The sequence below is a fragment of the Geodermatophilus sp. URMC 60 genome, from assembly GCF_053502585.1.
In genome coordinates, this window is the sequence record NZ_CP199958.1 from 2,040,110 (window position 1) to 2,053,590 (window position 13,481).

General features: G+C 75.4%; 9 protein-coding genes and 1 pseudogene. 6 read left to right on the forward strand and 4 right to left on the reverse strand.

Annotated elements, in window-relative coordinates:
* Positions 1-7: 7 nt before the first annotated feature.
* Entirely contained in the window at positions 8-757 is a 750-nt protein-coding gene (locus ACWIX3_RS09815) for a hypothetical protein (RefSeq protein ID WP_448612517.1), read from the forward strand.
* 74 nt (positions 758-831) lie between these two features.
* Here the strand turns inward: ACWIX3_RS09815 and ACWIX3_RS09820 are convergent.
* Positions 832-1,602 (reverse strand): annotated as a pseudogene (locus ACWIX3_RS09820) (lytic murein transglycosylase); the annotation flags it as partial.
* Positions 1,603-2,040: 438 nt separating this feature from the next.
* On the opposite strand from ACWIX3_RS09820, the gene ACWIX3_RS09825 reads away from it, so the two are divergent.
* Together ACWIX3_RS09825 and ACWIX3_RS09830 are read left to right on the forward strand one after the other, a co-directional pair.
* Positions 2,041-2,205, forward strand: a complete 165-nt coding sequence (locus ACWIX3_RS09825) for a hypothetical protein (protein WP_170856897.1) — start codon at positions 2,041-2,043, stop codon at positions 2,203-2,205.
* Positions 2,206-2,558: 353 nt separating this feature from the next.
* On the forward strand, positions 2,559-4,724 hold the full coding sequence (locus tag ACWIX3_RS09830; protein WP_448611887.1) for a DUF222 domain-containing protein: 2,166 nt from the start codon (positions 2,559-2,561) through the stop codon (positions 4,722-4,724).
* Positions 4,725-4,801: 77 nt separating this feature from the next.
* On the opposite strand, the gene ACWIX3_RS09835 is transcribed toward ACWIX3_RS09830, so the two are convergent.
* Together ACWIX3_RS09835 and ACWIX3_RS09840 are read right to left on the reverse strand one after the other, a co-directional pair.
* The gene (locus ACWIX3_RS09835) at positions 4,802-5,854 is read right to left on the reverse strand and encodes a potassium channel family protein (RefSeq protein WP_448611888.1); all 1,053 of its coding nucleotides are present in this window, start codon (positions 5,852-5,854) and stop codon (positions 4,802-4,804) included.
* Positions 5,855-5,959: 105 nt separating this feature from the next.
* Positions 5,960-7,702: a class I adenylate-forming enzyme family protein gene (locus tag ACWIX3_RS09840; RefSeq protein WP_448611889.1), complete on the reverse strand. Its 1,743-nt coding sequence runs from the start codon at positions 7,700-7,702 to the stop codon at positions 5,960-5,962.
* 83 nt (positions 7,703-7,785) lie between these two features.
* On the opposite strand from ACWIX3_RS09840, the gene ACWIX3_RS09845 reads away from it, so the two are divergent.
* Together ACWIX3_RS09845 and ACWIX3_RS09850 are read left to right on the forward strand one after the other, a co-directional pair.
* Positions 7,786-8,637 (forward strand): patatin-like phospholipase family protein, encoded by an 852-nt coding sequence (locus ACWIX3_RS09845; protein WP_448611890.1) that lies wholly within the window; start codon positions 7,786-7,788, stop codon positions 8,635-8,637.
* A 166-nt stretch (positions 8,638-8,803) separates the two neighbouring features.
* Complete coding sequence (locus ACWIX3_RS09850) at positions 8,804-9,931, forward strand: glycerophosphodiester phosphodiesterase (RefSeq protein ID WP_448611891.1); 1,128 nt, start codon at positions 8,804-8,806, stop codon at positions 9,929-9,931.
* Between the two features lie 7 nt (positions 9,932-9,938).
* On the opposite strand, the gene fxsT is transcribed toward ACWIX3_RS09850, so the two are convergent.
* The gene (fxsT, locus tag ACWIX3_RS09855; protein ID WP_448611892.1) at positions 9,939-12,644 is read right to left on the reverse strand and encodes an FxSxx-COOH system tetratricopeptide repeat protein; all 2,706 of its coding nucleotides are present in this window, start codon (positions 12,642-12,644) and stop codon (positions 9,939-9,941) included.
* Positions 12,645-12,743: 99 nt separating this feature from the next.
* Between fxsT and ACWIX3_RS09860 the strand changes: the two genes are divergently transcribed.
* Positions 12,744-13,451 carry a DsbA family oxidoreductase gene (locus ACWIX3_RS09860; RefSeq protein WP_448611893.1) on the forward strand — a complete coding sequence of 236 codons (708 nt, stop codon included), beginning with the start codon at positions 12,744-12,746 and terminating at the stop codon, positions 13,449-13,451.
* Positions 13,452-13,481 lie beyond the last annotated feature (30 nt).

The following is a 13,481-nucleotide window of genomic DNA, read 5'->3' on the forward strand; positions in this document are numbered from 1 at the left end:
GTTGCGGATGTCGACCGTGCCGAGCGACGCAACTGCCGGGGTGCTGCACCCAGGCGTCGTCGTCGGCGGAGTCGTCGTGACCGGCGGAGTCGTCGTGACCGGCGCGGTCGTGGTCGGGGGCGTCGTCACCGGCGGCGGCTCCGTGACCGGCGGGGGCGTCGTCGGCGGGGTCGTGACGGTCGGCGGGTTCGTGCTCGGCGTGGTCGACGGTGGCGTGGTCGACGGTGGCGTGGTCGACGGTGGCGTGGTCGACGGTGGCGTGGTCGACGGTGGCGTGGTCGACGGTGGCGTGGTCGACGGTGGCGTGGTCGACGGTGGCGTGGTCGACGGTGGCGTGGTCGACGGTGGCGTGGTCGACGGTGGCGTGGTCGGCGGGGTCGTGACGGTCGGCGGGTTCGTGCTCGGCGTGGTCGACGGGGGCGTGGTCGACGGGGGCGTGGTCGACGGGGGCGTCGTCGAGTGTGGCGTCGTCGAGGGTGGCGTCGTGACTGCCGGGGGAGTCGTCGGCGGCGTGGTGGTCGGCGGGGTCGTGCTCGGCGGCGTCGTGCTCGACGAGGACGGCGTGATCGGTGGGGACGTCGGCCGGGGGCTCGGCGACGGCGCGGCGGAGGACGACGGGCTCGCGGCCGGCTCCACCGCCGGCGGAGGCCCCGGGTTGGCCGGCGGCTCCGACGCCGGCGGCACCGCGTCGGTCGGCACGGTGGGTGGCGGCGTCCCGGCGTACCGGGCGGCGAGCGTCAGGACCGTCGCCACGTAGCTGTCGGAGTGGTTGTACGCGAGGACGGCGCGACGCTGCCCGTCCACGGTGGTGAGGTCTCCACCGGCAGCGCACAGGTACCGGGCGGTCGCACGGGCGGCGTCCTGGATGTCGAAGGGGTCGCTGCTCCCGTCGCCGTCCCCGTCGCTGGCGTAGCGCGCCCAGGTGGACGGGATGAACTGCATCGGGCCGACGGCGCGGTCGTAGACCGCGTCGCCGTCGAGGCGTCCGCCGTCGGTGTCGCGGATCACCGCCGTGCCGTTCCCGTTCAGCTGGATCCCGATGATGCGGGGCGCCGACCGCCCGTCGGTCCGGAGCACCGCCCCGGCGAAGCGGCCGTGGTCGGACTCGACGCGGCCTATGGCGGCGAGCAGCGACCAGCTGATGCCGCAGCCGGCCGGTGCCGCCGCGGCTGCGGAGTCGTAGGCGGCCTTGGCGACCGACGGGATCCCGCCTGCCGCCAGGCCCGACGCGGCAGCCGCCGCGCTCGAGGACGGCGAAGCGGTCGTGGCGGGAGCAGTCGTGGCGGGAGTGGTCGTGCCCGGTGCGGCGTACGGGGAGGACGCGGAGCTGCGGGTCGGGTCGGCGAACGTCTCGACACCGGCCGGTGACGGGTCCTGCCGGGTGCTCGCGGTCGACCGCGCGGCGCTGTCCCCCTGCGCGGTCGCCATGATCGTGGCGGTGGCGACCACCACGGCCGCGCCCTGCCACAGGCCCGGCCCCTGCCGCCGGGACGTGGTCGGCACCCGGGGGACGAGCGAGCGTCGCTGGCGCGGACGTGCACCGCGACCGGCCCCGGACTGCTTCGACATCGATCCGTCCCCCACGACCCGACCCGTACGCATCGCTGCTGTCCCGGTCAGTCTCTCCCGGGGCGGCGACCGCCGCGCCCGCCAATCCGGGGGGTGCGGGTGGCACGGACGGGCGTGCCGCAGCAGGCGGGCCCAGGGGCCCGCACCGCCCGGTCACCGGGCAGGAGCGGCACCAGGTCGCGCCCCCGCGCACTCGGCGTCGACGAGCACCTGGTCGGGTGCGGGGGGCGCGTTCCGGCCGCTCCTGGACCTCCACGGCGTCCGGGCCTGTGGGCGCTGTGATCACTGCTGCACGCGTGACCCCGGCCCGAGCCGCCCAGCGGCGGCCCACCAGGAGGAGGGGCGCGCTGCCCGTCCGCGGTCGCCTGCGGCGGTGTGCCGTCCACCCCCTCGGGGTGACGTTCGCGTTGCACGACTGGACCTCCGTGCCGTCGGTGCCGACCGTCCTGGCAACCGATGGAAGGAGCCGTCATGCGGAACATGGCGTGCAGGGCCGTGGCCCAGGCCTCGCTGGTGGCGACGACGGCCTCGCTGGACGACGAGCAGGCGTGGCCGTTGCTGCTGGTCGCCGGCTGGCTGACCACCGCAGCCGACCTGGTGCAGCAGGCCGATGCCCTGGAGGCCGTCCTCGTCTGAGGCCCGGCTGCGGGGTGCGGCCCGGTGACGACGGGGGCCGTGCACGACCTCCTGGCTCCCGCATCGGGTCCAGAAGCGACGTCCCCGCCGCGGCCCGCTGTCTCGACGCGGGGGCGTGGGGCGCCGGTCCTCGTGCTGCTCGTCGTCGCCGAGCTGCGCGGCCACCATCGCCCCACGCGCCACCATCGCCCCACGCGCCCCGGGTGCTCCGCGCCGACCGACCACCGCAGCTCCTCACGCTGTCAGTGCGCGGTTGCACGCGGCTGACCTGCCGCTTCCTCTTGTGTCGAGACCTACTCGAACATATGATCGAACGCGTGGGCGGTGGGACGCGGACGGGCACGCTGGGTGCTGTGGCGCCTGCTGTGGGCTGGGCGTCCGGCCCGTTGGGGGCGGTGCAGGCCGCGGCACGGGAGATGAGCCGGCAGGCGGCCGTGCGGGTGCGGGCGGTGGCGGCGTTCGCCGCGACCCGCCCGGCGAGCACCGACCGGGCGCAGGGTGAGCGCGGGGCGATGTCGGCCGAGCGGTGGGCGGCGCGGGCCGAGGTGTTGCGGCCGGTGAGCGAGTGGGCCGCCCAGGAGCTGTCCATCGCGTTGAACGTCACCACCCAGGCCGCCGAGGCGGAGCTGGAACGCTCGGTCACGCTGGTGACCCGGCTGCCGCGGGTGCTGGAGGGACTAGAGGCCGGGCTGCTGCACGAGCGGCACCTGTGGTGCCTGCTCGAGCACGTCGCGCCGATCGCCGACGACGCCCGGCGGGCCCGAGTCGAGCACGAGGTGCTGGAGTGGATGGCCGCCCGCAACCAGGTCACCACCTCGGCCGCGCTCGGCGACCGGGTGCGGCGGGTGGTCGCCCGGCTGGGCGCCCGGGACGCGGCGCAGGATCTGGCGCGGGCACTGACGCGGCGGGGGATCTCGCTGCGGGCCGACCGCACGCCGGGGATGTCGGTGCTGACGGTGGTGTGCACCACCCCGGAGGCGCAGGCGTTACACCGGGCGCTGGGTGCCTACGCCGACGCCCTGGAGGCCGAGCCCGGTGACGGGCGCACCCGGGGGCAGCAGCTGGTGGACTGCCTGATGGACCTGGTGCTGCGCCCCGGGCAGGCCGAGCTGCCGCCGGTGCAGGCGCTGCTGACCATCGTCGCCTCGGTGCACACCGTCCTGGGTGGAGACCAGCTCGGTGAGGTCGACGGCAAGCCGGTGCCCGCTGAGATGGCCCGCCAGCTCGCCCGCGCCTTCGCCGGCCTGCACCCGACCCCGCTCGCCGCTGACGGGACCGCCCGGGCCGCCGAGGACACCGGCGCCCGGTCGACCGCCACGGCCGACTCCGCGGCTTGCTCCGCCACCGAGGGCATCGGCGTCGAGTCGGCCGCCCGCGACTCGACCACTCAGGCCGCACGTGCCGACGTCGCGTCTGCTGCCGGCGGCGTTCCGTGGCCGGTCGACGTCGAGGGCGGCCCGATCGAGCGGGCCGCGGCCGAGCTCAGCGACCCCGACTTCGACCGGTGGCTCGATGACCTGGTCCGCCGCGGCTTCGGCGACGACCCCGCCCCTGGTGACCCGGGTTGGGAGCCCGGCGGACCACCCGAGCCGGCCGGGTGGGACGTCGGCCCGTGGGTCGACCCGTGTGAATGGCTCGACGACCTGGCCGACCTCGAGGAGTCGGGCGAGGACCATCCAGCTCCACCGAGGAGCGACTCGGCTGCTCCATCAGGGGATGCGGGGGCCACTTCCCGAGGTGGCTGGTGGGCTGCGGCCGACCGCGCCGTGGCCGACGTCGGCGATGCGGTGCACGCCGCCCGCATCGCGCTGGGGGCCGCGCAGCGGATGGTGCGCACCGCGCAGCGCGCCGACGCTGCTGACGAGGCCGCCTGGCAGGCGGGTGCCGCCGGGCGGGTCAGCACCGCCGAGGACACCCTCGGGGCGCTGGCCACGGCCGCCGACACCCAGCGCGAGGAGCTGGCCGCCCTCCTCGGCGCCACCGCCGGGGGTGGGCTGGCCGACCGGCCGCGGATCGCGGTCACCGACGCGACCACCGGCGCCCTGCTGGCACTGACCGACCTGACCGAGCTGCGCCGCGCCGGCACCTGCGGGCGACCGGCGTGCCGGCGGCGGCCGGAGACCTGCGGTCACGACCTGACCGGCCGGCCCGGCGCCGGTAGCCGCGGCCATCCGCGGCTACCGGCCCGCCGCGCCGCTGGACCGCTTCGCCCGCGCCCGGGACCGGCACTGCCGCTTCCCCGGCTGCCGCCGCCGCATCCCCGCCGCCGGCGAACTCGACCACGTCCGCGCCTGGCCCGACGGCGACACCGCCGCGGCCAACCTCGCCGGCTTCTGCACCGCCCACCACCGCGGCAAGCACCAGGCACCGGGCTGGACCTACGCCATGGCCCCCGACGGCACCCTCACCGTCACCACCCCCACCGGCCTGACCGCCGTCACCGAACCACCCCCGTACTGACCGGACGACACCATCCCGCGGCATCGAGCGCGGTCCCCACGGACACGGCGAGACCCTGACCCGGGGACGGATCGGTCCTCCGCAGCGGCACGCACCCTGGCCGCGCGCCCCGGGATCGGGCCGCGACGAGGGGCAGTCAGCCGACGGCGATCTGGCCGCCCGGCGGGTGCGACCGCACGACGACGAGTACGTCCTCGGGCTCGAGCGTGCCGATCAGCGGGTCGTCGAAGCGCAACGTGCGCCCGCCGCGGGTCACCGACAGCACGATGTCGCGCAGCTGCCGCGGACCCAGGCCCACCTCGCCGGCGCTGACCCGGCGCTGCTGGAGGTCGAGTCCTTGGCCGCCGGTGACGAGGTCCTCGACCGTGGCCACGACCCGCGGGGCGTCCGTGGACAGGCCCAGCAGCCGGCCCGAGGTCGCCGAGGTCGTGATGACCGTGTCGGCACCCGACTGGCGCAGCAGCGCGGCGTTCTCCTCCTCGCGTACCGACGTCGTGATCGGCACGCTGGGGTTCAGCTGGCGCACGGTGAGCGTGATCAGCACCGAGGCGTCGTCCCGGTTGGCGGCGACGATCACGGCGCGGGCGCGCTCGACGTGCGCTCGGCGCAGGACGTCGGTGCGGCCGGCATCGCCGACGATCCCGTGCAGCCCCACCGAGTTGGCCTCTTCGATCGCCCGGGGCTCGGGGTCGACGATGACGATCTGCTCCAGCGGCGTACCGCTGGCCTGCAGGGAGCGGATCGCGCTGCGGCCCTTGGTGCCGTAGCCGCACACGATGACGTGCTGACGCACGCGGGACCTCCAGCGGCGGATGCGGAACTCCTCCCGCGAGCGCGCGGTGAGCGCCTCGAGGGTGGTCCCGATGAGGACGATGAGGAAGAGCACGCGCAGCGGCGTGATGACGAGCAGGTTGATCAGGCGGGCCTGCTCGGTCACCGGCGTGATGTCGCCGTACCCGGTGGTCGAGAGCGTGACCGTCGCGTAGTACGCAGCGTCCAGCAGGGTGATGTCACCCAGGTCGTCGAGGTCCCGGTAGCCCTCCCGGTCGAGGTAGACCAGCAGCACCGTGACCACGAAGACCACGACGGCGAAGACGATCCTCCGGGCGACCTGGCGGATCGGCGAGGGCTCGACGTGCGCGAGTTGCACGCCGGTGTGCTCGGTCCCCGACTGGATCTCGCTCGCCACCCGCCGGACGATAGTGAGCGGACCGCGATGCTGCCTGCACGCCGCACCCGTCCGGGTGAGCGGACGGGCGCGGCGAGTGGGGCGACGGGCGGCTGCTCCCGGAGGTCAGCTTCCGGTGACGGCGGACCGCTCCCGCGCGGCGAGCTCCCGCTTGAGCACCTTGCCCGCGGCCGACACCGGGATCGCGTCGATGAAGACGACGTCGCGCAGCCGCTTGTACGGCGTCACCCTGTCGTTGACCGCGGCCATCACCGACTCGGCCGTCAGCGCGGCGCCGGCGTCGTCGGCCTTGCGGACGACGTAGGCCACCGGCAGCTCGCCGGCCTCGTCGTCGGGCCGGCCCACCACCGCCGCCCCCGCCACCCCGGGCACGCCGAAGAGCAGCTCCTCCAGCTCGCGCGGGAAGACGTTGTAGCCCTTGTAGAGCAGCATGTCCTTGGTGCGGTCGACGATCGCCAGGTAGCCGTCCTCGTCGAGGACGCCGACGTCCCCGGTGTGGAACCAGCCGTCGGGATCGATCGACTCGGCGGTCGCCTCCGGCCGGTGCGCGTACCCCCGCATCACCTGCGGCCCGCGGATGCACACCTCGCCGCGCTCCCCGGGCGGCAGCGGCTCCCCGCCGCCGAGCGGTTGGATGCTGATCTCGGTGTCGAAGATCGGCACGCCCACCGTGCCGGCCTTGCGCGTCCCCGACCGGTACACCGGGTTGCCGGTGGCCTGCATGGTCACCTCGGTCAGCCCGTACCCCTCGCCGATGACGGCGTTGGGCAGCACCGCCTGCAGCCGCTCGATGAGCGTCACCGGCAGCGGCGCGGCACCCGAGGAGACCCCGCGCACGCCGGACCAGTCGGCCTCCAGGAAGCCGGGCACCTGGAGCAGCGCCGCGAACACCGGCGGCGCCCCGCCGATCGAGGTCACCTCGTACCGGAGGGCGTCCTCGACGTAGCGCACCGGGTCGAAGCGCATGTGGATCACCGTCATCGTCCCGGACATCACCATGCCGTTGAGGTAGCCGATCGCCCCCATCGCGTGGAACCACGGCGTGAGGTTGATCAGCCGCGCCTCGCCCAGTGCCGTCGGCTGCTCGTCGCGCCCCAGCACCTGGCGCAGCGTCACGTTCCCGGCCTCGTCGAGCGCCGGCACCGAGCCCGACGACCAGCAGGCCGACTGCAGCACGTTGGTGACGACGGCGCGGTGCGGCAGCTCGACGCCCTTGCTCACGCCCGTGGTGCCGCCCGTGTACGCCAGGTGCGCGAGGTCCGCGGCCGGGTCGACGCCGGCGTCGAGGTGCCGGTCGGTGGGGTCGCCGGCAAGCAGGTCGGCGAGGTCGACGTCCCCGTCCTCCAGCTCCAGGCGCGCGGCGAGGTCCAGGGTGTGCGCCTCCCCGGTGACGACGACGGTCTCGACCGGCGTGGCCGCCAGCGCCGACCGCACGAACGGCAGCACCTGGTCCCAGGTGACCAGCACGCGGGCACCGGCGTCGGTCAGCTGCGCGGCGAGGTCGGCGGCCGGCAGCAGCGGGTTGGTGGGGGAGAAGGTCGCCCCGGCCAGCAGCACCCCGTAGTAGACCGCCGGGTACTGGCGGCAGTTCGGGATGTGCACCGCGACGACGTCCCCGCGCCCGACGCCGGCGTCGGCCAGCCAGTTGGCGACGGCGTGCGCGCGGGCGCCCAGCTCGGTGTAGGTCAGCGGGACGTCGTGGTCGACGAACGCCGTCCGCTCGCCCCAGCGACGCACCGCCGCCCGCAGGATCGAGCCGACCGGGACCTCGGGGTAGTCCAGGGACCGCGGCAGGCCGGGCGGCCAGCTGTGCGCGGTCGGGGTCGGGGCGTCCTGCGTGGCGGTCATCCGGGTCCTTCCTCTCGCGAGGACCACAGCGTGGCGCAGGTCACTACCCGTGTCGAGACCGGACTGTGGGTGAGGATGGCGGGATGAGCGACCAGCGCACGGCCCTCGTCCTCGGCGGCGGCGGCATCACCGGCATCGCATGGGAGATCGGCGTGCTCGCCGGCCTGGCCGAGGCCGGCGTCGACCTCACCGGTGCCGACCTCGTCGTGGGCACCTCCGCCGGCTCGGTGGTCGGTGCGCAGCTCACCAGCGGCGCGGACCTCGAGGCGCTGTTCGCCCGCCAGCTGGAGCCGCCCACCGGCGAGAAGGCCGCCCGGATGACCCGCTCCGCGCTGCTCCGCTACGGCCTGGCGATGCTGCGCAGCCGCAGGGACGACGTCGCATTCCGCCGCCGGATCGGCGCGCTCGCGCTGGCCGCCGAGCAGGCCGGGCTGACCCCGTCCGAGCAGGAGCGCCTCGACGTCATCGGCTCCCGGCTGGTCGGCACGCAGTGGCCCGACCGCGACCTGCGCGTCACCGCCGTCGACGCGGAGACCGGCGAGTTCCGGGTCCTCGACCGCACCTCCGGCGTCCCGCTGCTGCAGGCGGTGGCGGCCAGCTGCGCCGTCCCCGGCGTGTACCCGCCGGTCACCATCGACGGCCGCCGCTACGTCGACGGCGGCATGCGCTCGACGGCCAACGCCGACCTCGCCGAGGGCTGCGACCGGGTCGTCGTCCTCGCGCCCATCCCGCGCGGCCTCGGACCGCTGGCCAGCGTCGACGCGCAGGTCACCGGGATGGTCGCGCGGGTCGCCGTCGTCTCCCCGGACGAGGCCAGCCGCCGCGCGATCGGCCGGAACGTGCTCGACCCCGCCGCCCGTGCGGGCTCCGCGCGCGCCGGCCGCGCGCAGGCCGGCGGCGTGGCCGCGGAGGTCGGCGAGGTCTGGGAGGGCTGAGCCCGCCAGGTGACAGCGGGCCGGCGGTGACCCGTCGACCGGCCGACCGGACCGGCGCGCGGTTCACGGTCCGTTCGCCACAGGTCTCGACAGCGGCCACGTCGGCGGGCTGGGATCGGGCCGGGCCGGCGACGACGGTCGTCGTCCGAGCCCGGGGGAGAGACCCGTGAGAGCTGCCCACCGCCGGACCGCGCTGCTGACCGCCTCCGTGCTCGCCGTCCCGCTGCTGCTGACCGGACCGGCCGCTGCGGCCCCGCCGACGGAGGAGACCGGCCCCGGCGCTGACGAGCTGCTCGTCATCGGGCACCGCGGCGCGTCGGGCTACCGGCCCGAGCACACGCTGGCCGCCTACGAGCTGGCTGCGCGGATGGGCGCGGACTACGTCGAGCCCGACGTCGTCAGCACCTCCGACGGCGTGCTGGTCGCCCGCCACGAGAACGAGATCTCCGGGACGACGGACGTCGCCGAGCGCCTCGAGTTCGCCGACCGGCGCACGACCAGGACCATCGACGGCGAAGAGCTGACCGGCTGGTTCACCGAGGACTTCACGCTGGCCGAGCTGCGCACGCTGCGCGCGGTCGAGCGGCTGCCCGACGTCCGCGAGGAGAACACCCTCTACGACGGCCTGTACGAGGTGCCGACCCTCGACGAGGTGCTCGAGCTGCGCGAGGAGCTGTCCCGCGAGCTGCGCCGCGAGATCGGCGTCTACATCGAGACCAAGCACCCGACCTACTTCGACTCGATCGACCTCTCCCTCGAGGAGCCGCTGGCCGACGACCTCGACGAGGCCGGGCTGGACCGACGCGACGCGCCGGTGTTCCTGCAGTCGTTCGAGACGGCCAACCTGCGCGAGCTCGACGAGGTCGTCGACGTCCCGCTGGTGCAGCTGATGTCGGGCACCGGCGCCCCGGCCGACCTCGTGGCCGCCGGGGACCCGCGCACGTACGCCGACCTGGCCACCGCCGAGGGGTTGGCGGAGATCGGGGAGTACGCCGACGGCGTCGGCCCGGACAAGACCCTGGTCATCCCGCTCGAGGCCGACGGCACCCTCGGCGAGCCGACGTCCTTCGTCGAGGACGCGCACGCCGCGGACCTGCTCGTGCACCCGTACACCTTCCGCAACGAGAACCAGTTCCTCCCGGCCGACCTGCGTGATCCGGGCGAGCAGCCCGACGACTACGGCCGGGCGATCGACGAGCAGCTGGCGTTCTGGGCGACGGGCATCGACGGGCTGTTCACCGACAACCCCGACACCGGCCTGGTCTCCCGGGAGCTGTTCCTCGACGGCGCCTGAGGTCCGTTCACGGCGACTGCCCCGGGTCGCCGGTGCCGGCATCACCATCGACTGCGTGGGAGCCGGTGCCGGCGGCCTGGGTCAGGTACACCGTGACCGGATGATCGGGGCCGAGTCCCCGTCGGCAGCGCGGCAACGTGTCATCGCCCAGGGCGCGGGCCTGCTCCGCCGCACCGAGCCGTACCAGGGCGTGGGTCAGCGCGCTGGCCGTCCACAGGGTGATCAGGTGGTCCGGGCCGAGCAGCCGGCGGCAGCGCTGCAGGGTGTCCTCGCCCAGGGTGCGGGCCGGATCCCCCTCGTTCAGCGCCGCCAGGGCGACGGTCACGGCGGCCGCGGCCGACAGGGTGATGAGGTGGTCCGGGCCGAGCAGCCGGCGGGCGCGCTGCAGGGCGTCCTCGCCCAGGGTGCGGGCCGGATCCCCCGCACCGAACTGGGCCAGCGCCCAGGCCAGGACCGTCGCCGCCCACAGCGTGAGCACGTGATCCGGGCCGAACACCCGGCGGCAGCGCTGCAGGGTGTCCTCGCCCAGGGCGCGGGCCGGATCCGCCTCCCCCTGCTGGGCCAGCGCCGAGGTGAGGGCGGTCCCCGCCGCCAAGGTGGTGGCGTGGTCCGGGCCGAGCACCCGGCGGGCGCGCTGCAAGGTGTCCTCGCCCAGGGCGCGGGCCTGCTCCGCCCTGCCCAGTTGGTCGAGCGCGAGGGTGAGGGCGGTCGCCACCCCCAGGGTGGTGACGGGGTCACGCCCGAGCACCAGGCGGGCGCGCTGCAAGGTGTCCTCGCCCAGGGCGCGGGCCTGCTCCGCCTCGCCCAGCTGGACCAGGGCGAGCGTCAGGGCGGTCGCTGCCTCCAGGGTGGTCGGGTGGTCCGGGCCGAGCCGCCAGCGGCAGCGCCGCAGGGTGTCTTCGCCCAGGGTGCGGCCCGCCTCTGCCTCGCTCAGCCCGAACAGGGCGATGGTGAGAGTGATGGCCCCAGCCAGTGCGTCGGGATGGTCGGCGCCCAGGACCGCTCGCCAGCGGTCCAGCCACTGCTCGCCCACGGACCGGCTGCCGTGGACATCGCCGCGGGCCAGCAGGTAGCGGACGGTGTTCAGGACCAGTTGCCGACCGGCGGGTGAGGAGTCCCCCATCGGGGCGGTGGCCAGCACGTGCGGGGCCAGCGTGGCGTAGTCAGCCCAGCCGGCCGGATCCTCGGGGTCACCAGGGGCGGTGGCGGCCAGCAGCGCCACCACCTGCTCGGCGGTGGCCTGCTGCCGATCAGGGGGCAGCTGGTGGCGGATGACCGCCTGCACCAGCCGGTGGAGCTGGAAGCCGTCGGGGGAGCGGCGGGCCAGCGAGTAGCCGACCAGCGTGCCGACGGTGTCGGCGAGGACGTCGGGGTCGGCGGCGACGCCGCGCAGCGGCTCCTCGAGCAGGTCGGCGTGGCCGCTGAACACGCTGAGGGGGATGGGCTCAGGGGCGAGGAAGGCGGCCAGCTCCAGCAGCCGGACGGCGGCCGGGTCCTCGCCGCGCAACCGCTCCAGCGACAACGCCCAGGTGGTGTCGAGCCGTCCGGAGTAGCCGACCACGTCGCCGCGGGAGAGCAGGGTCGCCCGGCGGGTGCGGAACCGGCGGAGGTAGTCCGCCGCCGACAGGTCGGTCTGCTCCAGGTAGCCGGCTGCCTGCGCCGCCGCCAGTGGCAGGTCGCCCAGCTCGGCTGCGATCTTGTCGGCCAACTCGTCGCTCAGGGTCGGGATCCGGGCGCGCAGGAGTGCGATCGTCTCTGCGCGGGCCAGCACGTCGACCTCCAGCCGCCCGCCCAGCGCCCCCCAGCCGGGGCTGCGGGAGGTGACGATCACGTGCCCGGTGCCGCCGGGCCGGTAGTCGGCGACGTCGGCCGGCCGTTCGGCGTTGTCGAAGACCAGCAGCCAGCGGGCCCGGCCGCGCAGCTCGGCCAGCAGCCGCTCGGCGGTGTCGGTCACCGTCGGCCCGGGACCGAGGTGCAGCCGGGTGGCCAGTGCGGCGAGCTGGTCGGGGATGAGCACCGGCTGCGCGGCATCGATCCACCAGACCAGGTCGTAGTCGGCGGCGAAGCGGTGCGCGTACTCGATCGCCAGCTGGGTCTTGCCCACCCCGCCCAGCCCGTACAGGGCCTGCACCGTCAGCGTGCCCTCACCCGAGTGCAGCCGTCGGCGCAGCTCGGCGAGCATGCCGTCCCGGCCGGTGAACCGCGGATTGCGCGGCGGCACCTTCCACACCCCCGGCAGCGTGCCGGCGAACCCCGGCTTCCCCGCCGGCACCGGCCCGGCTCTCGGGAACGGCGGCGCGCTCGCCGGCCGCCCACCGGCCAGCCGGGCCCGCAGCCGGGTGGCCGCCGTGGCCTCGTCCAGGCCGGTCAGGTCCAGGTGGACCAGGCTGGAGTACAGCGGCGGCAGGGTCACCGGCTCGACGAGCACCGGCACGATCCGCCCCTGCGCCGCTGCGGATGCGGCGAACGCCGCCCGCAGCTCCGCGGCGCCGAACGTCGACGCGAAGTAGGCCTCGGTGCACACCGCCAGCAGCCGGTCCGCCCGCTCCAGCGCCTGCTGCATGCGGGCCACGAAGTCCTCGCCCGGCGCCCAGTCCCACACGTCCAGCTCGACGCGGTAGCCGGCCTGCTGCAGCTGCCAGGCCAGCCACTCGGCCCAGGCGGTGTCCCGGCCGGCGTGGCTGATGAAGAAATCGGTCCCCCGACCGCTCACGCACCAGCCCTACACCCATCACCCGCCGTACGCGATACCCGGCGCCCCCGCCATGATCGCCGGGAAGGGCTGGGCGGTACGCCGGCGTTGGGGCCGGGCGTGAAGGTGGAGATCTGGTCCGACGTCGTCTGTCCCTGGTGCCACATCGGCAAGCGCCGGTTCGAGGCCGCCCTCGAGCGGTTCGCGCACCGGGACGCCGTCGAGGTGGTGTGGAGGGCCTTCGAGCTGGACCCCGGTGCGCCGTCGGCCGCGGCGGGCGACCCTGTCCCACCGACCGAGTACGCCGAGCGGCTGGCGCGCAAGTACGGCACCTCGGTGCCGAGCGCGCAGCAGATGACCGACCACATGACGCAGCAGGCCGCCGCCGAGGGGTTGGACTTCCGGTTCGACCGGGCGGTGCGCGCCAACACCTTCGACGCCCACCAGGTGATCCACCTGGCCGGCGAGCGCGGGGTGCAGGACGCGGTGGAGGAGCGGCTGCTGACCGCCTACTTCAGCGAGGGGGAGGCGGTCGGCGACCGCGAGACCCTCGTCCGGTTGGCCGCCGAGGCGGGGCTGGACGCCGACGAGGTGCGCGCGGCGCTCGAGGACCAGCGCTACGCCGGCGCCGTCCGCGCCGACGAGGCCGAGGCCCAGGCGCTCGGCATCAGCGGCGTGCCGTTCTTCGTCGTCGACCGCAGGTACGGCGTCAACGGGGCCCAGCCCGCCGACGCGCTGCTGCAGGTGCTCGAGCGGGCCTGGGCCGAGCGGACGCCGCGCATCCCGGTCATCACCGGCGGCGAGGCCTGCGGCCCCGACGGCTGCTGAAGGACCCCGTCCCGGATCCCTCGCAGGCGC